Source organism: Mycobacterium sp. FW102-FHT13B02 (genome assembly GCF_058790275.1).
Genome location: NZ_JBYTCM010000006.1, coordinates 189,891 through 214,990, shown reverse-complemented (window position 1 = coordinate 214,990; position 25,100 = coordinate 189,891). Strand labels below are relative to the sequence as shown.

Sequence of the window (25,100 nt, the reverse complement as noted above, 5' to 3'; positions counted from 1 at the left end):
CCGTCAGCGCAGCACCAAGTCGACCCCGGCGCTGTCGAACACCTCGAGCAGCCCGGTCCAGGTATGGGAGTCCAAGGCCTTCTTGGCTTTTGAGCTGTCGGTCAGCACGAATCGGAACGGCTCGTCGTCCGGGGTGCCGAAGCCGCCGCCGAGGCAGTCGGCCAGTGCGTCGAGATTGCTGCCGAAATAGCCGCCGGGGCCGCCCACCGCATGGCCCAACTCGGTGAAAAGGTCTGCGCGGGAAAGGATGTGTGTGCCCCGCACGGTGAAGGTCTTCACGCTCCTCCGATCTGGCAGAACGTCTCGTAGTGATCGCCGGTGTAGAAGAACTCCGGTGGGTTGGCCGGCGGCTCTCCGCCGGTGATCACTCGCCGCGTGCCGCGGGTCTTCGCGCCTGGCGTCGGCACCGTGTACTCGTGGTAGTAACCGCGCTGCTGGTTGGGCAGCCGGTGCTCGAAATTGCCGAACACGATGCCGTCCCGTGAGGAGGGGAACGGCCCGCCGTGGTGGATCAGATTGACGGTGGTGCCGGCCTCGGCAGGCAGCGACGACAGCTGGCAGACGGGCAGCCCGGACGCGCTCTTGGCCGTCGACGACGGCCCTGCCGACGGCGCCTGCGACGCGGCCGTCGGACCCGGCCCGGTCAGCGTGGCGGACTGCCTGGCACACGCCGGGATGAGGGGCAGCAGCAACGCGGTGCCGCACGCGAAGACCACGGCGCGCAGGGTGGTTCTGGACATCGCACCTTTTCTGCCGCATTCTCGAAATCGGAGCATCGGCCGGCCCCCAAAGCCCGGCCGATGCTTCCGCTACAGAGGCCACGCTACCGCGCCACGCGCCTCATAGCTGATTCTTACGCGCAACCCAGCCACGGCTGTGGTTGATGGACGGATCATCGATGACATGAGTGACGACACCCCTAAAGCAAACCCCGAGACGCCGGACACCCCGACGGACTCCTTCCCGCCCGTCCCCGCAGCGACCGCGGTGGCCGCGCCGGTCGTCGAGCACAAGCCCAGCAAACTCAACAAGGTGCTGGCCTGGGTCGGCATCGTCGCCGGCATCGTGTTCATCGTTGCGACGATCTTCTTCTCCGGCTTCATCCTCGGCGCGCATTCCGGTGGCGGCCACCACGGTTGGTACAAGCACCACCGGGGACAGGACACCTCGGAATTCCGAGAGGGTCACGGTCCGCGCGGCGGCGGTATGTGGCACCCGATGTTCCCCGGCGGTCCGGGCTGGCAGGGCGGCCCGAACGGTCCCGGCTGGCAGGGCCCCGGCGGACAAGGCCAGGGCGGCCCCGGCATGCAAGCACCCGGCCAGCCCGGTCCGGCCCAGCCCGGACGCTGACCCCACCAGTCCCGCATCAAGCGACAGGCCGTGCCCGATCAGGGTGCGGCCTGTCGTCTGTTCGGGGAACGTGGCCGGTCACTGGCATTATCGGAGTCATGACTGCGCGCCCGCTCTGGTTCACAGCCTGCGTCATCGCTGCACTGGTCGCCCCGCCCGCTGCGGCCGCCAAACCGTCGGACCCCGGCGTCGTGTCGTACGCAGTCCTCGGCAAGGGGTCGGTGGGCAACGTGGTCGGCGCGCCGATGGGCTGGGAGTCCACCTTCACCTCGCCGTACCAGGGCTTCTTCGTCGACCTTCCGGTGTGCAACAACTGGGGCGACATCGGCCTGCCCGAGGTCTACGGCGACCCGGACCTGGCGTCGTTCAACGGCGCCGTGACACAGACGTCGGCCACCGACGACAGCCACTCGGCCAAGCAGGCAGTGGGAGTGTTCGCGACCTCGGAGGCTGCCGCACGCGCGTTCCACCGGGTCGTCGACCGCACCGTCGGATGTTCGGGGCAGACCACAGCGATGCACCTCGAGGACGGCCGCACCCAGGTCTGGAGCTTCGCGGGGACGCAAGCCGGCCCGACGGACGAGGCGTGGGTCAAGCAGGAGGCGGACACCGATCGCCGCTGTTTCGTGCAGACCCGGCTGCGCGAGAACGTTCTGCTGCAGGCGAAAGTCTGCCAGTCCGGCAACGCCGGTTTGGCGGTCAACGTGCTGGCCGGGGCCATGCAGAACACCCTCGGGCAATGACGTTGTCCTGGGTGAGCCAGGTATCGCACAAATACGGCGCAGACTTTTGTCGGTGCCCCATGGCATCGTCGGACGAACACGTAATGCTCGGGACGCGTCTGAACTAGGCAATCCAGACTTGGTCCGGGAACACCAACCAACGGATGCGGGGGCCACCCCGATTCTTCGGAAGGGGATGTTCAGATGGGCACCGCTACTGCCGTGCGCCGTCCGCACGCCGAATACCCAGAGTTGTCGAGCGCGTACGGCGCCGCGCTCCTGGCCGGCGGGGGTTGCCTGCGGGACGGGCCGATCGGGCGCGTCGGCCTCGAACTCGAGGCGCACTGCTTCGATCTCTCGGACTTATCGCGGCGGCCCGCTTGGGCTGAGTTGACCGAAGCGGTTGCGGCGGTGCCGCAGTTGCCCGGCGGCAGCGCGATCACGATGGAACCCGGTGGTGCCATCGAGTTGTCGGGGCCACCACTGGACGGTGCGGGAGCCGCGATCGCGGCACTGCAGGCGGACCAGGAGGTACTGCGGGAATCATTGCGGCGCCACGGGTTGGGCCTGTTGCAGGTAGGGGTGGATCCGCTCCGACCGCAGGCCCGCGTCAACCCCGGCGGCCGATACCGGGCCATGGAGGAGTTCTTCGCGGCCGGCGGCACGGGTGCGGCCGGGGCGGCGATGATGACCTCGACGGCCTCGCTGCAGATCAACGTGGACGCCGGCCCGCGGGACGGCTGGGCTGACCGGGTTCGGCTGGCCCACGCCCTGGGCCCGACCATGATCGCCGTGTCGGCGAGCTCGCCGATGCTGGGCGGAGAATTCACCGGTTGGCAGAGCACGCGCCAGCGGATCTGGGGCCAGCTGGACACTGCGCGCTGCGGGCCGATCCTCGGCGCCAGCGGTGACGACCCGGCGAGCGACTGGGCGCGGTACGCCCTGAAGGCGCCGGTGATGCTGGTGCACACGCCGGAGGCGGAGCCGATCACCGAATGGGTGCCGTTCGCCGACTGGGCGGACGGGCGGACGCTGCTCGGCGGTCGCCGGCCGACCGAGGCCGACTTGGACTACCACCTGACGACGCTGTTTCCACCGGTCCGGCCGCGGCGCTGGTTGGAGATCCGCTACCTCGACGCCCTGTCCGACGACCTGTGGCCGGCCGTGGTGTTCACTCTGGTGGCGTTGCTCGACGATGCCCGGTTGTCGCATATCGCTTGGGAGGCAACAGAATCGGTGGCCACCGCCTGGGATCAGGCGGCCCGGGTGGGGCTGGCCGACCCGCGCTTGCGCGCATCGGCCGTGCGGTGTGTGCAAGCCGCCGCCGAGGTCGCACCGGCTGACGTGGCGGACTCGATGGAACGGCTGCTGCGGCAGGTGACCCAGGGGCGCAGTGCGGCCGACGATTTCGCGGACCGGGTCGTCGCGCATGGAATCGATTCGGCCATTACCGGGTTGGCACATGATGACCGGCTGGAAGGTGGGGTGTGAGTACGCGCGAGCTGTTGGCTCGAGGACTGGCCAGAGCCCGGGACCGGACGCTGGCCCTGGTCGAGTTCGACGACGCCGAATTGCTGCGCCAGTACCACCCGCTGATGAGCCCGTTGGTGTGGGACCTCGCGCATATCGGTCAGCAGGAAGAACTGTGGCTGTTGCGCGGTGGCGACCTGAGCCGGCCTGGGCTGCTGCCGCCGGAGGTGGACAGCCTGTACGACGCGTTCGTGCATTCGCGCGCCAGTCGGGTGTCCCTGCCGCTCCTGCCACCGACCGATGCGCGCGCCTTCTGCCGCACCATCCGGTCCAAAGCCCTTGACGCCCTTGACCGTCTGCCTGACGAGCCCGCTGCCGAGTTTCCCTTCGCCCTGGTGATCAGCCACGAGAACCAGCACGACGAGACCATGCTGCAGGCATTGAACCTGCGCAGCGGCCCGCCGCTGCTGGGGCCGGGCATGGTGTTGCCGCCCGGGCGCGGCGGGGTGGCGGGCACCTCGGTGCTGGTGCCCGGCGGACCGTTCGTGCTCGGCGTCGATGCCGCCGATGAGCCGTTCGCACTCGACAACGAGGGACCTGCGCACGTCGTCGACGTGCCGTCGTTCCGGATCGGGAGGGTGCCGGTCACCAACGCCGAGTGGCATGAGTTCATCGCCGACGGCGGGTATCGGCAACCGCGGTGGTGGTCCGCGGCCGGCTGGGAGCATCGGCAGCAGGCGGGCCTGGTGGCACCGCAGTTCTGGAGTGCCGACGGCACCAGCCGGGTGCGGTTCGGCCATGTCGAGGAACTGCCGCCCGACGAACCCGTGCAGCATGTCAGCTTCTATGAAGCCGAGGCCTATGCCGCCTGGGCGGGCGCACGGCTGCCCACCGAGGTGGAGTGGGAGAAGGCCTGCGTCTGGGATCCGGCGGCGGGAGCGCGGCGCCGATTCCCCTGGGGCGCGACCGAACCCGACGCGCACCGGGCCAACCTCGACGGCGGCGCGCTGCGTCCGGCACCGGTGGGGGCCTACCCCGACGGCGCCTCGGCCTACGGTGCCGAACAGTTGCTCGGCGATGTGTGGGAGTGGACCACGTCACCGCTGCGGCCGTGGCCGGGGTTCACACCGATGATCTACGACCGCTATTCACAGCCGTTCTTCGAAGGCGCCGGCAGCGGTGACTACCGGGTGCTGCGCGGCGGCTCCTGGGCCGTGGCAGGTGACATCCTGCGGCCCAGCTTCCGTAACTGGGACCATCCGATCCGCCGGCAGATTTTCTCCGGCGTGCGGCTCGCCTGGTCCGTCGAGAGCGAGGGCGACTGATGTGTCGCCACCTGGGCTGGCTCGGTGCTCCCGTCTCGGTGTCGTCGCTGATCCTGGAACCCGCGAACGGGCTTCTGGTGCAGTCTTATTCGCCCCGGCGGCAAAAGCACGGGTTGCTCAATGCCGATGGCTGGGGCGTCGGCTTCTTCGATGGCGTGACACCGCGACGCTGGCGCAGTGCCGCCCCGTTGTGGGGCGATGCGTCCCTGGCATCGGTGGCACCGGCGCTGCGCAGCGGGTGTGTGGTCGCCGCTGTCCGCTCGGCGACGGTCGGGATGCCCATCGAGCCCTCGGCGTCGGCGCCGTTCACCGATGGTGAGTGGCTGTTGTCGCACAACGGCGTCGTCGACCGCGCGGTGCTGCCCGTGTCCCGGACGGCGGAATCGACCGTGGACAGCGCGATGCTGGCCGCCCACATCTTCGCCCGGGGGCTGGACAGCCTGGCGGACACCGTGCGCGAGGTCGGGGAATCCGACCCGTCGGCGCGGCTGAACATCCTGGCTGCCAACGGTTCCCGAATGCTGGCCACCGTGTGGGGCGACACTTTGTCGGTGCTGCGTCGCCCCGACGGGGTCGTGCTGGCCAGCGAGCCCTACGACGACCACCCGGACTGGCAGGACATCGGCGACTGTCATCTCGTCGAGGTGACGGCCGCCGGGGTCGAGGTAACAGCGCTGGTATGAACTGGAGAAGAGGACCGCAATGACACCGAGCAAGACGGCACCCCTGCTGATCAATCATCTCGCTGCCGACTGGGCGCCCCGGGCGCTGCGACGCGATGTTCGAGAGGGCCTGTCGCTGTCGCCGAAATCGTTGCCGCCCAAGTGGTTCTACGATGCCGTCGGAAGCGATCTGTTCGATCAGATCACCCGCCTGCCCGAGTACTACCCGACCCGCACCGAGGCGCACATCCTGCACGAGGCCGCCGGCGCCATCGTGGGTGCCTCCGGCGCGGACACGCTGGTCGAGTTGGGCAGTGGTACGTCGGAGAAGACGCGCATCCTGCTCGATGCGTTCCGCGACGCCGCTGCGTTGCGCCGGTTCGTGGCGTTCGACGTCGACGAGAACGTGCTCAGCGCGGCGCTCGCCCAGCTGTCCGACGAGTATGACGGTGTCGAGATCAGCGGGGTGCGAGGCGATTTCGAACAGCACCTGGGTGAACTGCCCGTCGCCGGCCGCCGGCTGATCGTGTTCCTCGGGTCGACGATCGGCAACCTGACGGCCGGTCCGCGGGCCGAGTTCCTCGAGAGCTTGGCCAATGCGATGCGGCCGGGCGACACGCTGTTGCTCGGCACCGACCTGGTGAAGGACATCACCCGGCTGGTGGCGGCGTACGACGACAGCGCCGGAGTGACCGCGCAGTTCAACCGCAACGTCCTGGCCGTGGTGAATCGCGAGCTGGACGCGGATTTCGATCTCGACCGCTTCGAACATGTGGCACGATGGAACACCGAACACGAACGTATCGAGATGTGGCTGAGGTCCGTTGCCGCGCAACGGGTTCAGATACGCGAGTTGGATCTTTCAGTGGAGTTCGAGACGGGTGAGGAGATGTTGACCGAGGTGTCGTGCAAGTTCCGCCCCGAGGGCGTCGCGGCCGAGTTGGCGGCCGCCGGGCTGCGTCAGACCGACTGGTGGACCGATCCGGCAGGGGACTTCGGCCTGTCGCTGGCGGTCAAGCCGGACCTGCGGACGTGAGCGGGGCCGATCCCGCCGTCGCGCACCTGTGGCGCGCTGCCCGGCCCAAGCCGCTGGGTCTGCACTTCGACAACGCCGCCTGTTCGCGGCAGAGCTTCGCCGTCATCGACGCCGCTGCTCAGCACGCCCGGCTGGAGGCGCAGGTCGGCGGTTACGTCGCCGCCGAAGCCGTGGAACCCGTGCTGGAAGCCGGGCGGGCCGCGGTGGCCGCGCTGACCGGGATGTCCGCCGGCGACGTCGTATTCACCACGGGTTCGGCCAACGCGCTCAACCTCCTGCTGAGCAGCTGGGACGGGGAGAAGACCGTCGCCTGCCTGCCGGGCGAGTACGGCCCCAACCTGGTGATCATGGCAGCCAACGGATTCACCGTCCGGGAGCTGCCGGTCGACGATCAAGGGCGGCTCGACGTCGAGGTGGCGGTCGCGGTGATGCAGGACGACCCGCCGGCGCTGGCCCATCTGACGGCGCTCGGCAGTCACCGCGGCGTGGCGCAGCCGTTGTCCGAATTCGTCGCGGCATGCCACGCGCTCGGCGTGCCGGTGGCGGTGGACGCGGCTCAGGCTCTGGGTCACCTGGACTGCGCCGTATCGCCCGACGTCATCTACGCATCGTCGCGCAAGTGGCTGGCCGGACCGCGCGGCGTCGGGGTGCTGGCCATACGTTCGTCGGTGTCGCACCGGCTTCGTCCGCGCATTCCACTGCCGGACTGGGGCACACCGTTGCCGGTCTTGAAGCGACTGGACCTGGGTGAGGCCAATATTGCTGCCCGCGTGGCCTTTTCGATGGCGCTCGAGGAACATCTGGTGGCCGGGCCGGAGCTGGTGCGGGCCCGGTTGGCCGAGGTGGGACGGCACACCCGGACTGCGCTGGCGGGCTTGCCCGGCTGGCGGGTGGTCGAGAATGTGGATGAGCCCACGGCCATCACCACGCTGGAGCCGACTCGCGGCGCCGATCCGCACTCCGTGCGCGCCAAGCTGATTGCCGAACACCGCGTCGTCACCACCGTGGCGGGGATCGAGCGGGCGCCGTTCGAGATGAAGATTCCGGTGCTGCGGGTCTCGCCGCACGTCGACGTCACCGGTGAAGAATTGGAGACCTTCGCCGGTGCGCTGACTGCGGCATCGGCCTGAGCGGAGTCGTCAGGCCTTGTGCGCCGTGAGCAGGAACGCCGGCATCTTCAGGCGGCCCTTCTCGTCCAGGGCGTGCGGCGGCATTTCGAAAGTGGGCTGGCCGGGGCCGGCGGGCAACCGAGCGGGCATGCTCGCATGGATGAAGGCCGGCCGAATGTCGTCGATGGCCCAGTACTTTCCGACGGCCGCGCGCAATTCGTCCTCGGTGACCTCGTTGGGCTTCTGTTCGGCCTCCGCCGGGAACGCGCCTTTGGCGAACACCAGGATGAAGTACTTGGCGCCCGGCGCGGCCGCCCGGAATACCGCCTGCTGGTACGCGTCGCGGGCTTCCACCGGCAGCGAGTGGAACAACGTCGAATCCATGATGGTGTCAAACCGGCCGTCAAAGCCCGTGAAGGTGGTGATGTCGTCCTGGACGAACGTGGCGTTGGGCAGATTCCGTTCGGCGGCAGCCTTTTTCGCAGCGGCAACCGCGGTGGGCGTGAGTTCGATGCCGACCACGCGGTAACCCTCGGCGGCGAGCGCGAGCGACAGTTCGGCGTAGCCGCAGCCGGCGTCGAGCACCTCGCCGGTCACCTTGCCGGCGGCGATCAATGCCGCCAACTCGGGCTGCGGTTCGCCGATGTTCCACGGCGGTGGCCCGTCGAATCCGCCTTCTTCGCGATAGGCGCTGTCCCAGTCCATCACTTCGTCGGAGTCCGTCATGGCTCCAACGTACGCCGCGGATTCGGCCGCAAATCTAACGTCGGGTGGCGATTGCGATTTGTGGTGTGCACAGGCCGCCGCGCAGTTCGATGTCGACGCCAGCGTGGTCGGCCAGTGCCCGCAGTGCCGCCGGGCTGTAGGCCCGCAGCGAACTGATGACGCCGTCGTGCACGAACGGAACGAACGGAGCCAACGGCAGCATCGCGGCCAGCCGCATCAGGTGCAGTGGCGCCGGTGGCCGGGGTAGGTCGATGATGAGCAACTTGTCCGCCACGCGGGTGCCCTCGGCGAGGACCCGGGCAGCGGCAGCCGGGGGCAGGTGGTGGAATGACAACGCGAAAACGGCCAGGGCATAAGCACTGTCGGCCGCGTCGATGGCGGTGGCGTCCATGTCCCGCACCGTCACCCGAGGATCGGAACCGAGGTCACCGGCGGTGATGGCCGCGACCGAGTCCGGCTCCAGATCGGTCACCGTCAGGGTGGCCGTGGGGTGCATCTCCAGCACCTTCTTCGACAGCCCGCCATGGCCGGCCCCGAGCTCGAGTATCCGGGGATCGGGGACGTCGGCCACTTCGTCCATGACGATGAGGGCGAACCGTTCATGCAGCCCGAACCAATCGCCGGTGAGCTCCAATGCCCGTACCACACTGCGTTTGATCGCCGGGTCGATGTCGCTGCGGTCGAGATACTCGGGCTGGCCGGTCTGCAGTGCGCGGTCCAGGCAGGATGCCTGCGGACCGCCGCGGGGCATCCGGTCGATGTCGGTACTCACCCGAGTGCCGCCGTCAGGGTCGCGGGCACGTCGATGTCGGCCACGGCGAGGTTCTCCTCCAGATGAGCGACGGACGACGTACCCGGGATCAACAGCATGTTGGGCGCTGCCGCCAGTGTCCAGGCCAACGCGACCTGTGCGGGCGTCCGCTCGAGTTCGCTTGCTGCCTTGCGGATTTGGGGATGACCGAGGACGGGGTTCTCCGGCACGAATGCCGACCCGAGCGGGAAGAAGGGGACAAACGCGATACCACGTGCGGTGCAGGCGTCCAGCACCGGCTGCGAGGACCGGTCGAGCAGGTTGTAGGCGTTCTGGACGCACGCGACATCGGTGCGGTCCAGAGCGATCTCGAGGTGCTCGAGCGAAATACAGCTGAGGCCGATTCCGCCGATCAGCCCCTCGTCACGGGCCGCGATCATCGTGTCCAGCTGGCGGTCGAACAGCTTTCGGTCGACCTCGCCGGGCGCGCTCGCGTCGCCGTCCGGACCCATCACGCGCAGGTTCACCGCGGCCAGCCGGTCAGTACCAAGGGTTTCCAGATTCTGCTCGATGGCAGCGCGCAGCTCGTCGGGTTGCTGCGCCGGTAGCCAGCTGCCGGTCTGGTCCCGGCGCGCACCAACCTTGCTGATCAGCGCGAGGCCCTGCGGGTAAGGGTGCAGGGCCTCGCGGATCAGCTGGTTGGCGACGTCGGGGCCGTAGAACTGCGCGGTGTCGATGTGGTTGACACCGAGCGCGACGGCACGTTGCAGCACGGCGATGGCCTGCTCGTGGTCACGCGGTGGGCCGAACACGCCGGGGCCGGGCAGCTGCATGGCGCCGAACCCGACGCGGTGGACTTGGTATTCGCCGAGCGTGAACGTCGTCATGTCGCCAGGCTATCTCTAGTCGGACTCTCCGAGAATCTGGTAGATCTCGCGACGCGCGTTGTTCACGATATCCAGGATGCGTTGCTGCTGTTCGTCGTTCGCGGAATGCACCGACTGGGCGACCGCGCCGAACAGCTGGCCGAGCGCGTTGCGCAGGTTCAGGGCGGCCGGGTCGGCGCCTTCGGCGATCTCTTCCCAGGGCGCCGTTTCGATCGCGTCGGCGACGGTGCGTCCTTCGGTGGTGAGCTCGAACGTCTTCTTGCTGCCGTGGCTTTCGGTCGGCGCGATCAGGCCTTCGTCCTCCAACAGCTGAAGGGTCGGGTAGATCGAGCCGGGGCTGGGCTTCCACAGACCGTCGCTCCGTGCGGCGATCTCCTGCGTCATTTCGTAGCCATGCATCGGCCGCTCGGTGAGCAGCTTGAGGATGGCGGCACGGACGTCGCCACGCCGGCTGCGGCCACTGCCGCGTCCGCGGCCGCCGTGACGTCGACCGCGGGGGCCGCCCGGCCCGAAGGGGCCGGCACCGAAGCCGGGTCCGAAGCCTGGGCCGAAACCGAAACCAGGGCCGAAGCCCGGTCCGAAGCCGAAACCGGCGTCGCCGCGGTGTTCCTGCAGGTGGGCGCGGAATTGTTCGCGCATCTCACGACGTCCGTGGCCGCCGTGGCCGGCGAACCCGCGATGCGGTGGGGTGAAACCAAAGCCTGGACCGTCGAACGGGCGGCCGGGTGGAGTGAATGGGGTGTCCATAGATGTGTTCTCTCTTTCGGCGGGAGGCACCTTCTGCGCCTCCGATGCATTAACGATATATCGGGAACTATCGGAAGGCAACAGCTCGCTGAGAGTTGGCTGCGCGCAGCCCGCGCTGGGCGTGGTCGCGATTAAGGTGTGGCGATGGCGGTGAAGTGGCTGGACGATCCCGAGGATCATGACTACGACGCAGCGGCCGATTACCTGACCATGCTGGCCGCCGAGGGCGAGGTGGCCAACGTGGTGGCGGCGCTGAAAACCGCGAAGGCGACGACGAGGAAAGCGAAAGACATCCTGCGCGCGGCGCAGCTTCCGTTGTTGCCGGAGTCCAACGCCCACGTCAGGGCGGACCTGAGCAAGATCAGCGACGGCAAGAAGCTTTCGCCAATCCTGTTGGTACGCGGCGACGTTCACAATGGCGCCCCATTGCAGATCGGCGACGGCTACCACCGGGTGTGTGCCAGCTACCTGACCGACGAGAACACCGACATTCCATGCCGGCTCGTGACATGGCAGTCCTGACCGCTGCGCAGACCGGCTGACAGATGGGCGACTTCGGATTCCATGCCCTGGCGCTGCTGGCCGTCATCGGACTGGTGGGACCATTGCTTGCGGCGGTGCCGAAGGTGCGGGTGCCAGTCATCGTCGGCGAACTCGCGGCCGGAATCGTGGTGGGGCGGACCGGGTTCGGCATCATCAATGCGGGCGACCCGACGTTCTCGCTGCTGGCGGACATCGGCTTTGCGCTGGTGATGTTCATCGTCGGCACCCACGTGCCGGTGCGCGACACGTCGTTACGCGGTGACCTGCCCAGAGCGCTGTTGCGCGCGATCGTGGTGGGCGCGTTCGCGGTCGTGTTCGGCGCCGTCGTCGCGCAGCTGTTCGGCACGGGCCACGCTCCGTTGTACGCGGTACTGATGGCCTCGTCCTCGGCCGCCCTGGCGTTGCCGGTCATCCAGTCACTGGGCCTGTCGGGACCTCCGGTGCTGTCCGTCACCGCCCAGATCGCGATAGCCGACGCCGCGTCGATCGTGTTGCTGCCGTTGGCGATCAATCCAGCCGGCGCACCGCGCGCGGCGCTGGGCGCACTGGCGATCGCTGGGTGTGCCGTACTGCTGTACGTCTTTCTGCGGTATGCCGCCAACCGGGGCTGGCTGCTGCGGATGCACAGGTACTCGCACCGCCGGCACCTGGCATTGGAACTCAGGATCAGCCTGATCGTGCTGTTCAGCCTTGCGGCGCTGGCGAAGTCGACGCACGTGTCGATCATGCTCGCGGGTTTTGCCCTGGGCCTGTGCCTTTCGGCCGTCGGCGAGCCCCGTCGGCTGGCGCGCCAACTGTTCGGCATCACCGAAGGGTTCTTCGCACCGCTGTTCTTCGTCTGGCTGGGCGCCTCGTTGGAGGTTCGGGAACTGGGCGAGCACCCGGGTTTGATCGGGCTCGGCGTGGCGCTGGGTGTCGGGGCGGTGCTTGCGCATCTCAGTGGCCGGCTGTTGGGGCAACCGCTGTCGCTCGGGGTGCTGGCGGCGGCGCAATTGGGTGTGCCGGTGGCTGCCGCCACGTTGGGGACCCAGCAGCATCTGCTGGGTCCGGGAGAGCCGTCGGCGTTGATTCTCGGCGCGTTGGTGACCGTGGCAGGGAGCTCGGTCGCCGGTGTCATTGCCAAGCGTGGGCAAACAGTCGCGCCCTGAATCGCACGGTGCCACCCGACTCGACGCGCTGTCTCAGCATGTGGACGCCATCCGCGTCAGGGATGCTCTTGAGGGCGCGTCTGCGGCTATGACTGACGCTCGCGCAAGTTCTGCGTAGCGAAATTTGCTGGCCGCACAATTTCTCCACGGATTCGCTTTGCGGTCCATAGCGCATTCCGCCATGTGGCGCGCGTCTCTCGACTCTGTGAAGTGCCTGTGACGTGGCCGACGCTGATTTGGGCGGTGCAACTGGCCAAATTTGCTGATTCTGTAGAAGGGCTAACTTGCCTGCTAAAACAGCAATCTAACGCAATTGACAATTTCGCCGGGCGTCAATTTCGATTAGCTGAAAAATGCCCCGGATGATCAAAAACACCCATTTACAAGGGGTAAGTTTTTGCCTCACACGGGTGTCGCGATAACTGGGAGGATCTAAATGCAGCTCACAATGAAGCCGTATCTCACTGCGGGCGTTGCCCTCGCGGGAGCGAGCGTGATTGCTGTGGCACCGGTGGTGCCGCAGACCGCAACGCATCTGCCGGCAGTTCCGCACGTCCAGGTCGCCGATGTGCAGTTGACGGCATTGGTCAACCCGATCGTGGCGCTGGGGAACATCTACAACGCCCTGGCCGAGACGGTCGGGCAAACCAGCTACATGGTGGAGACCACGGTGAATCCGTTGGTGCGCCAGGTGGTGCTCGATGCGAACTACGGTGTACAGCAGGGCATGCAGTTGATCGGCAACATCACCGGCGCGACGTTCACCCTCGGCGGCGCGCTGCCGGGCACGCTCGCCAACGTGGTGGGCAACCTGGGCACCCTCAATGTCAACGGTGCCATCGACTCGCTGGTGGGAGGTCTGCTTCCGGGCGGCCTGCAATTGATCACCGGAATCAACGGCCCGGTGCAGAACATCCTGCAGCAACCGCTGGCGGTGGGTGAGGCATTGGTGCCCGCGGTACTCGATTCGGTTACCGCATTGGTCGCCGGTTTGGCGATTTCGACCGTCGGGATCGGATGCGGGTCATGCACCGGAACCACTCCGGTGGTTCAGCAGGTGGTCAACAGTGTGACGGGAATTCTGCAGTCGGTACTCACCCTGAATCCGGGCACCATTTACAACGGCGTGCTCAACAATGTCGTGAGCCTGGTGCAGAACATTCAGAAGAATGTCACGGATTTTGAAACCGGGACCGTTCCCTACATCGTGAATCGGATCATCACGGCGCTGAACGTGAATCCGAACGCCCCTGGCGGCGTCACCGTGCCCGCCGCCGCGGCGCCGGTTGCGGCACTGGCGGCGACCAAGACGGCCGAGACCACGAAGACGGCGACGGAGTCCTCCGCCGCCGGATCGGCCGAAACGGCGATGACGACGAAGAAGGCGGCCACCGCAACTGCGGCGACCTCGACCGAGGCGGCACCGGCGACCGATACGGCAAAGGCCACGTCCACCAAGGCTGCTACCGATACCAAGGCTGCTACAGACAGCACGACCTCGGCTACGGACACCAAAGCTGCTACGGATACCAAGGCTACGGATGCCAAGGCCACGGATGCCAAGGCCACCGACACCAAGGCCACGGATGCCAAGGCCACCGACACCAAGGCCACGGACGCGAAGACCACGACCAAGGGCACCGACGCCAAGGGCACCGACGCCAAAGGCGCTGGTACCACGGCCACCGGTACCACGGGCACCGACAAGGTGACGACGCCCAAGGGCAGCGCGCCCCAGACCAAGAAGGCGCAGAACCCCGTGTCCCAGGTGGCGAAATCGATCGCCGGCGCGGTAAAGGGCGCCACCAAGGCGCCCAAGAGCAAGTCCGACAGCAAGTAGTCGATTGGCTGACTGTGGCCCCATCGCCGAAAGGTGATGGGGCCACAGTGTATTCAGCGACTACTGCCGCCCGTGGAACGCGGCGGCCACGATCGCCGCGGCCGCCGCGGCCAGTGCCGCCGCGGTCGCTGCGGTGGCACCGATCCCCGAATCGAAGGCGACGCGCGCCGACTCCATCAGGTGACTGCCGAGTTCGGTCGGCAGGGTCCGGGCCACCGAGATGGCGCCGCCGATGCTCTCGCCGGCGTCCGCCGACTGTACGGGCGAAAGTGCCCCGGGCAGTTCGACGTTCGCACGGTAGAACGCGGTGAACATCGTGCCCAGGCCGGCGGTGCCGATCACCGCACCCAGCTCATACGCGGTCTCCGACACCGCTGACGCCGCGCCGGCCTTCTCGGGCGGCACCGACGCCACGATGGTGTCGTTCGAGATCGTCTGCGACACACCGACGCCCAGCTCGAGCACGGTGAACGACGCGATCACCCCGACGATGGTCAGATCGTGGCGGAACATCACGATCAGCAGAAAGCCGGCGGCCACCAGGAGCAGCCCGGCCACGATCAACGTCTGCGGGGCGAACCTCTTGGTCAGTCGCACCACGGCAATGCCGGCGACCGTCGATGCTGCCGCACCCGGCAGCATGACCAACGCGGCGGTCAGCGGGTCCAGTCCGAGCACCAGCTGCAGGTGCTGCGAGATGAAGAACAGGAACCCGATGAGGCCGACCATCGACAGGAAGTTGGCCAGAATCGACGCGGTGAAGGGGCCGTGGCCGAACAGCCGCATGTCGAGAATCGGTGTGGCACTGCGGTTCTGCCGGCGCACGAACCAGACGCCCGCGGCGATGCCGAGAGCGACGGCCGCCAGCGTCAGCGTCGAGATGCCGTCGTGTGCGGCGGTCTTGATCGCCCACACCACCGGCAGCATCGCCACCAGGGACAGCAGCACGCTGAGCGCGTCGACCGGGCCTGGATTCGGATCCCGTGATTCAGGCACCAGTTTGGGTGCCAGCACCAGCAGCGGCAGCAGGATCGGGACGGCGATCATGAAGACCGCACCCCAGTGAAAGTGCTGCAGCACCAGACCGCCGACGATTGGGCCCAGCGCCGAGCCGGCCGCGAAGCACGAAGCCCAGATGGCGATGGCGAGCCGGCGCGACGTGGCCTCGGTGAAGATGTTGCGGATCAGCGACAGGGTCGACGGCATCAGCATGGCGCCGAACACCCCGAGCGCGGCACGCGCCGCCACCAGATAGCCGGCGCTGGGCGCGAATGCCGCGGCAGCTGAGATGGCGGCGAATCCGACGGCGCCGATGAGCAGAAGCCGGCGCCGGCCGAACCGGTCGCCGAGGCTGCCCATGGTCACCAAAAGGGTTGCCAGCACCAGCGAATAGATGTCGACGAGCCACAACTGGGTGGCGGCCGACGGGCGGAAGTCTTCGGCGATGCGGGGCAGGGCGAAGGCCAGCACTGTGTTGTCGATGGAGATGAGCAGCACGGGCAGCATCAGTACTGCCAGCGCCCACCAATGACGCCCTGGGGTCCGGTTCGTCACGTCGTTGGTGACGAGACTGGTGGACATGGGAACTCCTTAGCTGTTCATGCGGCGGCTGTCCGAGCCGAAGTCGGCATGAAATGTGTTGAAGCGAAGCAAACTCGGGCGGATCAGGACTGATCCGGGGTGATGGTGCCGGCCGTCAGGCTGGCCATGATGGCGTCGACGATCTCGACCCGCGGCGCGATGTTCCGGCGCAGTGCCTCGTATCCGGCGTCGAGCAGGGCCCAGAAAACCAGGCGCGGCCACTCCGGTGGGCTGGTCTGCGGTCGTGCCGAAACCCGCGCCAGCACTTCGGCTATCGCCTCGTCGCCGGTATCGAGGATCGCGGACAGGTCCGGGTCGGCCACGATGGTCGGCTCGTTGTAGACGAAGGGCACGATGGGCCCGAGGTCCAGCTGGGATTCGACGACGCGGCGCAGCGCCGCGAGCGGGGGACCGCACGCGGGTTCGGCTTTGTCGATGGCGGTGTTGCTCATCTCGTGGACGTACAGGGCGACGGCGCGGATCAGCTCGGAGCGTTCGGCGAAGTACCGGTGCAACGTGCTGCGGCCCACGTTCGCGGCGGCGGCGATGTCGCTCAACGACGCCGCGGGGTTGGTCGCCAGAACGGAGGTGGCGGCATCGAGGATCGCCTTCCGGGTGCGCGAACGCACGCCGGTATCGAACGATTTCAACTCAGCCATGCATCAAAGATAGCGCAATGCGATCTAAAATGGGACAGATATGTCCCATTTTACCCGGCAGCGCCGACTGAACAGGCATTTCGCGCGGCGGTTGCTGCGGGGAATCTGGTTCAACCCGGCGGCTCCGGGGTATTCGCACAGTGTCATCTGGAGCGTCAAAAACTACACTTGACGGTATCTATTACTGATTTTGTTGGGTTGTTTCCGGAGGCGGGCCATGGCCACGTACAGGAAGATTGCATCGACAACAGCACTCGCCGCGGGCCTGGTGGCTGCGGTTCTGGGTATCGGTTCGGGAAATGCGAGCGCCTCGCCGGCGCACGACCCGGGCCTGATCCCCATGGACCACGGTTGGGGCGGCGACGATTGGGACAACCACCACGGTTGGGGCTGGGGCCACCGCGGTTGGGGCGACGACCAGGGCTGGGGCGGTGGCCCCGGGTGGCCGCCGCCATGTGTGACCGTGCCGTTCGTCAGCGTCTGCGCATAAGGCTGCACGCGCGAATTTCTCGGGTCGGTTGGCGACGCGGGCCGCCGACGCCTGGGCGGGTGAGCTGCCGCAGCCGCTGAAACAAGAAGGCCCCGACCAGATTTCCCTGGTCAGGGCCTTGCTCACTTGTCGGGGTGGCGGGATTCGAACCCACGACCTCTTCGTCCCGAACGAAGCGCGCTACCAAGCTGCGCCACACCCCGTGTGAAGCTTCGACAGCCTATCGCACGGGTGCCCCCAGAAGCCAAACGGCCCTTTGCAGGTGAGGTAACCGCAGGTGGATGGGCGCAGCGGCGAAAATCACGTCCACCGGAGGGATGGAATTTCGCGCATCGTGGGTTTAATCAAGTGACTGTGGTGAACGACAGCTGAACACGAGAAAGCGAGGAACGATCATGACCGGATTGGGAGCCCTGCTCTACTGCGGATTTTTCGGTCTCGCGGCGCTGTGGCTGTTCTTCACCTCTGACTACCGCGCAGCCATGCGGACGGGTCAGTCCCAGCGGCCGGAGCGCTCGAATTCCGCCAGTGCCGCCACGGCTTCGATGGAATCCAGCCCCCGGCTGCTGACCCACGCGTCGTCGAAGTAGGTGTCGGCGTAGCGGTCGCCGCTGTCCGCCAGGAGTGTCACCACCGATCCACTCCGGCCGTGCGCCACCATGTCGGCCAGGAGCCCGAACGCGCCCCAGATATTCGTCCCCGTGGACGGGCCTACCCGTCGGCCCAGAACCTTGCTCACGTGCCGCGCTGCGGCCACTGAGGCGGCATCCGGGACGCATACCATGGCATCCACCACCCCGGGCAGGAACGACGGCTCCACCCGAGGCCGTCCGATGCCTTCGATGCGCGACGACGCGCCGGTGAACACGTCCCGGTCGCCCGTGGCCCACGACGGATAGAACGCTGAATTCTCCGGGTCCACGACGCACAGCCGGGTGGCGTGGCGCCGGTAGCGGAGGAACCGCCCGATCGTGGCACTGGTGCCGCCGGTGCCTGCGCCGACCACGATCCACTCGGGGATCGGATGGGCCTCGTCACGCAGTTGCGAGAAGATCGACTCCGCGATGTTGTTGTTGCCCCGCCAGTCGGTGGCCCGCTCGGCATTGGTGAACTGATCCAGGTAGTGGCCGCCGGTCTCGTGCGCCAGCCTTTCCGCCTCGGCATACACCTGAGACGACTGCTCGACGAAATGGCAACGGCCACCCTGGTTTTCGATCAGCTCGACCTTGCTCGCGCTGGTCGACGTCGGCATCACCGCGATGAACTCCAGGCCCAGCAGCGCCGCGAAATATGCCTCGGACACTGCCGTCGAACCGGACGACGCCTCGATGACCGTCGTCTGCGGACCGATCCAGCCGTTGCACAAGCCGTACAAGAACAGCGACCGGGCCAGCCGGTGCTTGAGGCTGCCGGTGATGTGCGTGCTCTCGTCCTTGAGATACAGCTGGACGTCGACGTCTGCGCTCCACGCGGCTGGCAATGGATAACGCAGGAGGTGGGTGTCGGCGCTGCGCCGGGCATCGGCCTCGATCAGGCGGACGGCATTGTCGACCCAGCCGCGGTCGACGCTGCGTGCCGCCACCGGTGAGGTCACCGTGCGGAGACAGCCGGCTGTGTCACGTCGGCGTGGATACCGCTGTGCCCGCCGCCGGTCGGTGCGGCCACCAGAGTCAGCAGCGTCACCTCGGGCCGGCAGCAGAACCGCACGGGCGTATACGGCGACGTGCCGAGGCCCGCGGAGACGTGCAGCTGCGTGTGCGCGCCCCAGCGGGACGGGCCCTTCGCCCGGGAGGTGTCGATGTCGCAGTTGGTCACCACCGCGCCGTAGAACGGGACGCAGAGCTGCCCGCCGTGCGTGTGCCCGGCCAGCACCAGCTGGTAACCGTCGTCGGCGAACCGGTCCAGCACCCGGGTGTACGGCGCGTGGGCGACGCCCAGCGACAGATTGGCCGCCGGGTTGGGCCGCCCGGCGATGGTGTCGTAGCGGTCGCGGTCCAGGTGCGGATCGTCGACGCCGGCCACGGCGATGAGCTGGCCGTTGACTTCGATCTCGCGCCGGGTGTGGGTCATGTCCAGCCAGCCGCGCTCGGTGAACGCGGCACGCAGGTCCTGCCACGGCAGCGGCCGACCAGTGATCCGCTTGTGCTTGCTGAACAGATAGTTGGCCGGGTTCTTCGGCTTCGGTGCGAAGTAGTCGTTGCTGCCGAACACGAACACCCCGGGTACTGCCAGCAGATCGCCCATCGCCTGCACCACGGCCGGCACCGACTTGGGGTGCGAGAGGTTGTCGCCGGTGTTGACCACCAGATCCGGCTCCCAGCGGGCCAGTTCGCGCAGCCACGCCTGCTTGCGGCGCTGCGCGGGCATCATGTGCAGATCGCTCAGATGCAGCACCCGCAGTGGCGACGAACCGGGTGTCAGCACCGGCATGGTGACTTCGCGGACCACAAATGCGTTGCGTTCGACCAGCGACGCGTAGGCGAGGCCTGCAGCCAGTGTTCCGGCGACGCTGACGGCGGCATTGCGGGCGATGGCAGACATGCAGGCAGCCTACTTGCTCAGTGCTGCGGTTGACCCGTTGTCGCTGGTCATCGTTAGAAAGCCCACAGGGTTGGCTTATGTCGTTCTGAGGTTTCGGCCGAGCCTACGGGGGTGGCGGCCCGAGCACCGGCACGGTGATGGGCGGCAGGCCCGGAATCTCCACGACCGTCGATCCGATCTGCACCGGCGGCAAGCCGTCGAGTCCCGGAATCCCTATTGGGGGCGGCGGCGGAGGCGGCGGCGCGATGCCGTTGCTGACCTGGATCGTGACGATGGATCCGGGGATGGTCTGGCCCGACGGGGAGCTGCCGACCACCTGGCCCGACGGCGCGGTGCTGTTCACCCACGACGGCTGCGGGGCCAGTTGGAAGCCGGCCTCCTTGATGCGGTTCTGCGCCATGTCGAGGTCCATACCCGCGACGCTCGGCACCTTGGAGCCCGGCCCGCCGTCGACGTAGCGCGGGTCGGTGGGTGGCATCACAACGCCCGGCGGGGTGAACTGCTTCATGGCGGTGAACCAGGTCCGGGCGGGTTCGTGGCCACCGTAGAGATCACCGCGGCCGCACTGACGCAGCGGGAACGAACACAGATCGGAAGGCGTGCTGGAGTCGTCGTAGATGTAGTTGGCAGCGGCGTAGGCGCTGGTGAAACCGAGGAACGCCGACGACCGGTGCGCCTCGGTGGTACCCGTCTTGCCGGACACCGGCAATGTCCAGCCCACCGACTGCGCGGCGCCGGCACCGGTGCCGCTGACGGCGTCCTTGCTCATCGCGTTGGCCAGCGTGTTGGCCAGGCCCTCGGGGACCGCCTGCTCGCAGGTCTGGGTGGTCACCGAGACCTCGTTGCCGTGCCGGTCGAGCACCTTGTCCACCGGGTTCGGCGGGCACCAGGTGCCGCCCGAGGCCAGCGTGGCCGCGACGTTCGACAGTTCGAGGGCATTGACCTCGAACGGGCCGAGGGTGAACGAACCGATGTTCTGCCGCTTGATGAAGTCGGACAGGCTCTCGTTGCTGTTCGGGTCGTACGGGCGGGCGGTGCCCGGGTCGGCGTAGGAGCGCAGACCCAGCTTCACCGCCATGTCGACGGCGCGGGCGACGCCGATCTGCGAGATCAGCTTGGCGAACGCCGTGTTCGGCGACGTCGCCAGCGCTTCGGTGACGTTCATGCTGCCCCGGTAGCGCCCGTCGTTCTCGACGCACCACTTGTCCTTCGGGCAGCCCTTGGCACCACCGCTGCCCAGGCCCTTGGCCTCGAACCGGCCGGGCACGTCCAGCTGGGCGTTGATGCCCATGCCCATGTCCAGGGCCGCGGCGGTGGTGAAGAGCTTGAAGATGGAGCCCGCGCCGTCGCCAACGAGCGAAAACGGTTGCGGCTGCATGGTTTCCCCGGCCGAGGTGTTCAGGCCGTAGGTCCGGTTGCTGGCCATCGCCACCACCTGGTGGTTGTCCTTGCCGGGCCGGATGACGCTCATGACGCTGGCGATGCCGTCGATGCCGGGGGAGGCGATGCCGTCGATCGACGACTTGACCGAGTTCTGGATGTCAGGGTCGAGCGTGGTGCGAATCAGATAGCCGCCCTTGGCAACCTGGTCCTTACTGATGCCCGCCTTCGACAGATAGTCGAGCACGTAGTCGCAGAAGAAGGCGCGGTCCGCGGCGGCGATGCAGCCGCGGGGCAGCTGGTTGGGCTGCGGCAGGATGCCCAGGGGCTCCGCCTTGGCGGCCCGCAGAGCCTCGGCCTCCTGGGGGACGTTCTGGATCATGGTGTCCAGCACCAGGTTTCGACGTGCCAGGGCGCCGTCGGGGTTGACGTATGGGTCCAGTCCACTGGTGGACTGCACCATGCCGGCGAGGAGCGCGGCCTGCTGCCAGTTCAGCTGCGAGGCGTTGATGCCGAAGTACGTCTGGGCGGCGTCCTGGATGCCGAACGCGCCGTTGCCGAACGACACCAGGTTCAGATAGCGCGTCAGGATCTCGGACTTGGTGAAGGTCTTGTCGAGCGTCAGCGCCATGCGGATCTCACGCAGCTTGCGGGCCGGGGTGGTCTCGATGGCGGCCCGTCGTTCGGCGTCGCTCTGGGCGACCACGAGCAGTTGGTAGTTCTTGACGTACTGCTGCTCGATGGTGGATCCACCGCGCGTATCGGCGGAACCGGACATGTAGCCGGACAGGCCCGTCAGGGTGCCCTTCCAGTCCACCCCGTTGTGCTCGGCAAACCGTTTGTCCTCGATCGAGACGATGGCGAGCTTCATGGTGTTGGCGATCTGATCGCTCGGGACCTCGAAACGGCGCTGCGAATACAGCCACGCGATCGGGTTGCCTTTGACATCCACCATGGTGGATACGGCCGGCGCATCGCCTTCGACCAGCTGGGCCGAGCCGTTCGCCACGACATCGGACGCCCGGTTGGACATCAGTCCGACACCCCCGATGAGCGGGAACATCATCCCGGCCAGCACCACGGCGGCGAGCAGACAGCACCACGTCATCTTGATGACGGTGACCGCGGTCGGCGGACGATTCTGCGGTCGCTCGGACATGGGGTACAGCGTAGCGACCGTCGTAGCCGGCAGCCGAGTGCTGGTCGATTACCACGTCTTCAGGGCTACCAGGGCGCTGCGACACGGGCAAAAATTAACGTTTGGACACTCGTCCCAAAAAAGCGACCTTTGACCCATTGCGCAATAGGCCCCTGACCACCTAACTTGAACACACAATGCGATCTAGGTAACACTACTAGCCGCAATGTGGCGTAGATCGCATCAGCGATCTACTTGGGAGGACACGGCCGTCGGGAGACGGTATGACGAAGGGATCGCTGGTGGCAGGTACACAGCCAGTATTTCGCGCGGCAATCGCTCCCCATGCCGGAAACGGCGCGATACAGGGCGTGGTCCAACCTGAAGCAGAAGCCCGAATCGCCTGGGTCTCCCAAGCCCGGTGCCGACAGGCCGACCCGGATGAGCTGTTCGTCCGCGGCGCCGCACAGCGCAAGGCCGCCGTCATCTGCCGGCATTGCCCGGTGATCGTCGAATGCGGTGCCGACGCCCTCGACAACCGCGTCGAGTTCGGTGTCTGGGGCGGCATGACCGAGCGCCAGCGCCGCGCCCTGCTCAAGCAGCACCCCGAGGTGGTGTCCTGGGCCGAGTTCTTCGCGACCCAGCGCAAGCACCGCAACGCGGTCTAAATCTCTTCTCGCGCAGCGTATTAACCGCGGTTTGTGGCGGGTTTTCGGCGACAGCGTCGCATGTCCGGCCGTAGAAAATGCGGCCGGACATCGTTCGAGCGCGCCGGAGCCTGAACGGCGAAGCTACCCGGCCTTCGCGACGTCGCCGGTGATCTGATCGGCGATGGCCCGCAGCGCCTCCAGGTCGGACACCTCGAAGGGCAGTGACGGCACGCCCACCAACGCCACATGCGGGTTGGCTCCCGTGAACCGCGACAGCAGCCGCACCTCACGCTTGGAGATGACGGTGCGGTTCGCGTGGATCCGCAGCGTCGCGGCGGCCAGCGCGTCGGCGTCCTGACCGGACTGCTCCAGCTTGCCGGCGGCCTCGTCGGCCGCATCGGCGGTCAGGTCGCACAGCATGGGATGGGTGCGGTTGAGGATCAGGCCGGCCAGCGGCATCTGTTCCTGAGACAGCCGGTCGACGAAGAACGACGCCTCACGCAGCGCGTCGGGCTCGGCGGCAGAGACCACGACGAACCGGGTGCCGGGGCGCTTGAGCAGTTCGTAGGTGCGGTCGGCCTTCTCGCGGAACCCACCGAACGTCGCGTCCAGGGACTGCACGAAACCGGCTGCGTCGGAAAGCATCTGCGAACCCAGCACGGTGGACAGCGCCTTCATCGCCAGGCCCATGGCCCCGGTGACGAGGCGGCCGATGCCGCGGCCCGGCCCGAGCAGCAGGCGCCACAGGCGGCTGTCCATGAAGTTGCCCAGCCGCTTCGGCGCGTCCAGGAAGTCCAGCGCATTGCGCGAAGGCGGGGTGTCGACGACGACCAGATCCCACTTGTCCTCGGCCAGCAGCTGGCCGAGCTTTTCCATCGCCATGTACTCCTGCGTGCCCGAGAGCGACGTGGCGACCGTTTGGTAGAACTGGTTCTCCAAGATCGCGTCGGCCCGGTCCTCGCCCGAGTACTGCAGCACCATCTCGTCGAAGGTGCGGCGCATGTCCAGCATCATCGCGTAGAGCTCGCCCGGCACCTCCGGCGCCAGCGGCACCCGCTGCGGGGTGTTGCCGAGATCCTTGATGCCGAGGGCCTGCGCCAGCCGCTTGGCCGGGTCGATGGTCAGCACCACGACGGTGCGGCCGTACTCGGCGGCCCGCAGCGCCATCGCGGCGGCCGTGGTGGTCTTGCCGACGCCGCCCGCGCCGCAGCACACCACGACGCGATTGGCGGTGTCGGACAGGATCGCGTGCATGTCCAGCTTCACGAGGTTCGTTCCTGGCTTACCGCTCATTTGGTGCCAACCCCTTGCTGCTCGAGCGCTTCGGCGAGTTCGTACAGGCTGCCCAAGTCGACCCCGTCGGGCAGGGCGGGCAGTTCGAGGCGGGGCACTTCGAGGGCGTCGAGCGCCTCGGCGCTCTCGGCCCGCGCCATCATGCGCGTCGCGTGCTGGATGGTCTCGGTGAGTAGTCCGGCGAAGTCGTTGTCGGACAGGGTGATTCCGGCGTCGGCGAGGCCGGCGCGCACCGCGTCGGCGTCGACGACGCCCTCGGCGGCCTTCGTCAGATCATCCGTCGACAGGTACGCCGGGATGGTGCGGTTGACGATGACGCTGCCGATCGGCAGATCCAGCTCCCGCAGTTCCTCTATGGCCTCCAGGGTCTCCTGCACAGGCAGCGCCTCGAGCAGCGTGACCAGGTGTATGGCGGTGAGCTCCGAGTGCAGCAGCTTCACGACGCCGTCGGCCTGGGAGTGCACAGGGCCACCCTTGGCGAGATCCGAGACGGCCTTGGTGACGTCGAGGAAGCGGGAGATGCGGCCCGTCGGCGGGGCGTCGACCACGACGGCGTCATAGGGACGCTGCCCCTTGAGTTCCTTGGCGGTCTTGCCGCCTCGGACGACGACCTCCTTGATCTTGCCGGTGAGCAGGACATCACGCAGGCCGGGTGCGATCGTGGTGGCGAACTCGACGGCGCCGATGCGCTTCATGGCACGGCCCGCGATGCCGAGGTTGTAGAACATGTCCAGGTATTCCAGGAATGCGGCCTCGGTGTCGATGGCCAGCGCGTTGACCTGCCCGCCGCCCTCGGCGGTCGCGATCTTCTGCTCTCCGTACGGCAGTGGCGGCACGTCGAAAAGCTGGGCGATGCCCTGGCGCCCCTCGACCTCTACCAGCAAGACGCTGCGGCCGCCGGCGGCCAGCGCCAGCGCCAGCGCGGCGGCGACGGTGGTTTTGCCGGTGCCGCCCTTGCCGGTGACGAAATGGAGGCGCGCCTGGTCCAGGCGCGCGGGCCAACCGGTATGGGTTTGGCCCGTGGATTCGGAGGTCACCCCAGCATGTTAACC

General features: G+C 67.5%; 25 protein-coding genes and 1 tRNA gene. 12 read left to right on the top strand and 14 right to left on the bottom strand.

The annotated features are described in order from the left end of the window. Window positions 1-3 precede the first annotated feature (3 nt). Both AC3WTE_RS13225 and AC3WTE_RS13220 read right to left on the bottom strand, forming a co-directional pair. The gene (locus AC3WTE_RS13225; protein ID WP_492438047.1) at window positions 4-279 is read right to left on the bottom strand and encodes a barstar family protein; all 276 of its coding nucleotides are present in this window, start codon (window positions 277-279) and stop codon (window positions 4-6) included. Then, a complete protein-coding gene (locus AC3WTE_RS13220; RefSeq protein ID WP_492438280.1) occupies window positions 276-647 on the bottom strand; it encodes a guanyl-specific ribonuclease in 372 nt (123 codons plus the stop codon). The genes AC3WTE_RS13225 and AC3WTE_RS13220 overlap by 4 nt, the downstream gene beginning before the upstream one ends. 256 nt (window positions 648-903) lie before the next feature. On the opposite strand from AC3WTE_RS13220, the gene AC3WTE_RS13215 reads away from it, so the two are divergent. The 7 genes from AC3WTE_RS13215 to egtE all read left to right on the top strand — a co-directional run bounded on the left by AC3WTE_RS13215 (window position 904) and on the right by egtE (window position 7,695). Further along, complete coding sequence (locus AC3WTE_RS13215; protein WP_459367232.1) at window positions 904-1,350, top strand: hypothetical protein; 447 nt, start codon at window positions 904-906, stop codon at window positions 1,348-1,350. A 98-nt stretch (window positions 1,351-1,448) separates the two neighbouring features. Continuing rightward, complete coding sequence (locus AC3WTE_RS13210) at window positions 1,449-2,093, top strand: sensor domain-containing protein (protein WP_492438045.1); 645 nt, start codon at window positions 1,449-1,451, stop codon at window positions 2,091-2,093. Window positions 2,094-2,276: 183 nt separating this feature from the next. After that, window positions 2,277-3,563 (top strand): ergothioneine biosynthesis glutamate--cysteine ligase EgtA, encoded by a 1,287-nt coding sequence (egtA, locus tag AC3WTE_RS13205; RefSeq protein WP_492438043.1) that lies wholly within the window; start codon window positions 2,277-2,279, stop codon window positions 3,561-3,563. Then, window positions 3,560-4,867 carry an ergothioneine biosynthesis protein EgtB gene (gene egtB / locus AC3WTE_RS13200; RefSeq protein WP_492438041.1) on the top strand — a complete coding sequence of 436 codons (1,308 nt, stop codon included), beginning with the start codon at window positions 3,560-3,562 and terminating at the stop codon, window positions 4,865-4,867. The genes egtA and egtB overlap by 4 nt, the downstream gene beginning before the upstream one ends. After that, a complete protein-coding gene (gene egtC / locus AC3WTE_RS13195) occupies window positions 4,867-5,550 on the top strand; it encodes an ergothioneine biosynthesis protein EgtC (RefSeq protein WP_492438039.1) in 684 nt (227 codons plus the stop codon). The genes egtB and egtC overlap by 1 nt, the downstream gene beginning before the upstream one ends. A gap of 19 nt (window positions 5,551-5,569) precedes the next feature. Continuing rightward, window positions 5,570-6,565, top strand: a complete 996-nt coding sequence (gene egtD / locus AC3WTE_RS13190; protein WP_492438037.1) for an L-histidine N(alpha)-methyltransferase — start codon at window positions 5,570-5,572, stop codon at window positions 6,563-6,565. Next, on the top strand, window positions 6,562-7,695 hold the full coding sequence (egtE, locus tag AC3WTE_RS13185) for an ergothioneine biosynthesis PLP-dependent enzyme EgtE (protein ID WP_492438035.1): 1,134 nt from the start codon (window positions 6,562-6,564) through the stop codon (window positions 7,693-7,695). Before egtD ends, egtE begins: the two co-directional genes overlap by 4 nt. 9 nt (window positions 7,696-7,704) lie before the next feature. Here egtE and AC3WTE_RS13180 read toward each other — a convergent pair whose 3' ends face one another. The 4 genes from AC3WTE_RS13180 to AC3WTE_RS13165 are packed head-to-tail and all read right to left on the bottom strand — an operon-like array spanning window position 7,705 to window position 10,785. After that, on the bottom strand, window positions 7,705-8,400 hold the full coding sequence (locus AC3WTE_RS13180; protein WP_492438033.1) for a class I SAM-dependent methyltransferase: 696 nt from the start codon (window positions 8,398-8,400) through the stop codon (window positions 7,705-7,707). A 34-nt stretch (window positions 8,401-8,434) separates the two neighbouring features. Then, window positions 8,435-9,151 (bottom strand): methyltransferase domain-containing protein, encoded by a 717-nt coding sequence (locus AC3WTE_RS13175; protein WP_492438278.1) that lies wholly within the window; start codon window positions 9,149-9,151, stop codon window positions 8,435-8,437. A gap of 17 nt (window positions 9,152-9,168) precedes the next feature. Further along, entirely contained in the window at window positions 9,169-10,038 is an 870-nt protein-coding gene (locus AC3WTE_RS13170) for an oxidoreductase (RefSeq protein ID WP_492438031.1), read from the bottom strand. A gap of 15 nt (window positions 10,039-10,053) precedes the next feature. Then, complete coding sequence (locus AC3WTE_RS13165; RefSeq protein ID WP_492438029.1) at window positions 10,054-10,785, bottom strand: PadR family transcriptional regulator; 732 nt, start codon at window positions 10,783-10,785, stop codon at window positions 10,054-10,056. A gap of 144 nt (window positions 10,786-10,929) precedes the next feature. On the opposite strand from AC3WTE_RS13165, the gene AC3WTE_RS13160 reads away from it, so the two are divergent. The 3 genes from AC3WTE_RS13160 (at window position 10,930) to AC3WTE_RS13150 (ending at window position 14,316) form a co-directional block, all read left to right on the top strand. After that, complete coding sequence (locus AC3WTE_RS13160) at window positions 10,930-11,307, top strand: hypothetical protein (RefSeq protein WP_492438276.1); 378 nt, start codon at window positions 10,930-10,932, stop codon at window positions 11,305-11,307. Between the two features lie 23 nt (window positions 11,308-11,330). Beyond that, a complete protein-coding gene (locus AC3WTE_RS13155) occupies window positions 11,331-12,476 on the top strand; it encodes a cation:proton antiporter (protein WP_492438027.1) in 1,146 nt (381 codons plus the stop codon). A gap of 436 nt (window positions 12,477-12,912) precedes the next feature. Continuing rightward, complete coding sequence (locus AC3WTE_RS13150; protein ID WP_492438025.1) at window positions 12,913-14,316, top strand: hypothetical protein; 1,404 nt, start codon at window positions 12,913-12,915, stop codon at window positions 14,314-14,316. A 60-nt stretch (window positions 14,317-14,376) separates the two neighbouring features. Here AC3WTE_RS13150 and lfrA read toward each other — a convergent pair whose 3' ends face one another. Next, window positions 14,377-15,897: an efflux MFS transporter LfrA gene (lfrA, locus tag AC3WTE_RS13145; protein ID WP_492438023.1), complete on the bottom strand. Its 1,521-nt coding sequence runs from the start codon at window positions 15,895-15,897 to the stop codon at window positions 14,377-14,379. Window positions 15,898-15,980: 83 nt separating this feature from the next. Next, entirely contained in the window at window positions 15,981-16,556 is a 576-nt protein-coding gene (locus AC3WTE_RS13140; protein WP_492438021.1) for a TetR/AcrR family transcriptional regulator, read from the bottom strand. Between the two features lie 217 nt (window positions 16,557-16,773). On the opposite strand from AC3WTE_RS13140, the gene AC3WTE_RS13135 reads away from it, so the two are divergent. After that, the gene (locus AC3WTE_RS13135) at window positions 16,774-17,046 is read left to right on the top strand and encodes a hypothetical protein (protein ID WP_492438019.1); all 273 of its coding nucleotides are present in this window, start codon (window positions 16,774-16,776) and stop codon (window positions 17,044-17,046) included. Window positions 17,047-17,175: 129 nt separating this feature from the next. Here AC3WTE_RS13135 and AC3WTE_RS13130 read toward each other — a convergent pair. The 4 genes from AC3WTE_RS13130 to ponA2 all read right to left on the bottom strand — a co-directional run bounded on the left by AC3WTE_RS13130 (window position 17,176) and on the right by ponA2 (window position 22,126). Then, window positions 17,176-17,249, bottom strand: a tRNA-Pro gene (locus tag AC3WTE_RS13130). A gap of 290 nt (window positions 17,250-17,539) precedes the next feature. Beyond that, window positions 17,540-18,640 carry an L-cysteine desulfhydrase Cds1 gene (gene cds1 / locus AC3WTE_RS13125; RefSeq protein WP_492438017.1) on the bottom strand — a complete coding sequence of 367 codons (1,101 nt, stop codon included), beginning with the start codon at window positions 18,638-18,640 and terminating at the stop codon, window positions 17,540-17,542. Further along, a complete protein-coding gene (locus tag AC3WTE_RS13120; RefSeq protein ID WP_459367215.1) occupies window positions 18,637-19,587 on the bottom strand; it encodes a metallophosphoesterase in 951 nt (316 codons plus the stop codon). Before AC3WTE_RS13120 ends, cds1 begins: the two co-directional genes overlap by 4 nt. A 103-nt stretch (window positions 19,588-19,690) precedes the next feature. Next, window positions 19,691-22,126 (bottom strand): transglycosylase/D,D-transpeptidase PonA2, encoded by a 2,436-nt coding sequence (ponA2, locus tag AC3WTE_RS13115; protein WP_492438015.1) that lies wholly within the window; start codon window positions 22,124-22,126, stop codon window positions 19,691-19,693. 281 nt (window positions 22,127-22,407) lie between these two features. Here ponA2 and AC3WTE_RS13110 point away from each other — a divergent pair, with 281 nt between their 5' ends. Beyond that, complete coding sequence (locus tag AC3WTE_RS13110; protein ID WP_459370520.1) at window positions 22,408-22,773, top strand: WhiB family transcriptional regulator; 366 nt, start codon at window positions 22,408-22,410, stop codon at window positions 22,771-22,773. A gap of 123 nt (window positions 22,774-22,896) precedes the next feature. Here the strand turns inward: AC3WTE_RS13110 and bagB are convergent, their stop codons facing one another. Further along, the gene (gene bagB, locus AC3WTE_RS13105; RefSeq protein WP_492438013.1) at window positions 22,897-24,048 is read right to left on the bottom strand and encodes an ATPase BagB; all 1,152 of its coding nucleotides are present in this window, start codon (window positions 24,046-24,048) and stop codon (window positions 22,897-22,899) included. After that, window positions 24,045-25,085 carry an ATPase BagA gene (gene bagA / locus AC3WTE_RS13100; RefSeq protein WP_492438011.1) on the bottom strand — a complete coding sequence of 347 codons (1,041 nt, stop codon included), beginning with the start codon at window positions 25,083-25,085 and terminating at the stop codon, window positions 24,045-24,047. Before bagA ends, bagB begins: the two co-directional genes overlap by 4 nt. Window positions 25,086-25,100: the final 15 nt, after the last annotated feature.

Excerpts from the sequence above, each read along its gene's own strand:
- AC3WTE_RS13160 (WP_492438276.1), top strand. The coding sequence starts at position 10,930 with ATGGCGGTGAAGTGGCTGGACGATCCCGAGGATCATGACTACGACGCA.
- AC3WTE_RS13155 (WP_492438027.1), top strand. The coding sequence starts at position 11,331 with ATGGGCGACTTCGGATTCCATGCCCTGGCGCTGCTGGCCGTCATCGGA.
- AC3WTE_RS13140 (WP_492438021.1), bottom strand. The coding sequence starts at position 16,556 with ATGGCTGAGTTGAAATCGTTCGATACCGGCGTGCGTTCGCGCACCCGG.
- AC3WTE_RS13210 (WP_492438045.1), top strand. The coding sequence starts at position 1,449 with ATGACTGCGCGCCCGCTCTGGTTCACAGCCTGCGTCATCGCTGCACTG.
- egtA (WP_492438043.1), top strand. The coding sequence starts at position 2,277 with ATGGGCACCGCTACTGCCGTGCGCCGTCCGCACGCCGAATACCCAGAG.
- AC3WTE_RS13215 (WP_459367232.1), top strand. The coding sequence starts at position 904 with ATGAGTGACGACACCCCTAAAGCAAACCCCGAGACGCCGGACACCCCG.
- egtD (WP_492438037.1), top strand. The coding sequence starts at position 5,570 with ATGACACCGAGCAAGACGGCACCCCTGCTGATCAATCATCTCGCTGCC.
- AC3WTE_RS13180 (WP_492438033.1), bottom strand. The coding sequence starts at position 8,400 with ATGACGGACTCCGACGAAGTGATGGACTGGGACAGCGCCTATCGCGAA.
- AC3WTE_RS13175 (WP_492438278.1), bottom strand. The coding sequence starts at position 9,151 with ATGCCCCGCGGCGGTCCGCAGGCATCCTGCCTGGACCGCGCACTGCAG.
- lfrA (WP_492438023.1), bottom strand. The coding sequence starts at position 15,897 with ATGTCCACCAGTCTCGTCACCAACGACGTGACGAACCGGACCCCAGGG.
- AC3WTE_RS13170 (WP_492438031.1), bottom strand. The coding sequence starts at position 10,038 with ATGACGACGTTCACGCTCGGCGAATACCAAGTCCACCGCGTCGGGTTC.
- bagB (WP_492438013.1), bottom strand. The coding sequence starts at position 24,048 with ATGAGCGGTAAGCCAGGAACGAACCTCGTGAAGCTGGACATGCACGCG.
- AC3WTE_RS13135 (WP_492438019.1), top strand. The coding sequence starts at position 16,774 with ATGGCCACGTACAGGAAGATTGCATCGACAACAGCACTCGCCGCGGGC.
- AC3WTE_RS13165 (WP_492438029.1), bottom strand. The coding sequence starts at position 10,785 with ATGGACACCCCATTCACTCCACCCGGCCGCCCGTTCGACGGTCCAGGC.
- AC3WTE_RS13120 (WP_459367215.1), bottom strand. The coding sequence starts at position 19,587 with ATGTCTGCCATCGCCCGCAATGCCGCCGTCAGCGTCGCCGGAACACTG.
- ponA2 (WP_492438015.1), bottom strand. The coding sequence starts at position 22,126 with ATGTCCGAGCGACCGCAGAATCGTCCGCCGACCGCGGTCACCGTCATC.
- egtC (WP_492438039.1), top strand. The coding sequence starts at position 4,867 with ATGTGTCGCCACCTGGGCTGGCTCGGTGCTCCCGTCTCGGTGTCGTCG.
- AC3WTE_RS13150 (WP_492438025.1), top strand. The coding sequence starts at position 12,913 with ATGCAGCTCACAATGAAGCCGTATCTCACTGCGGGCGTTGCCCTCGCG.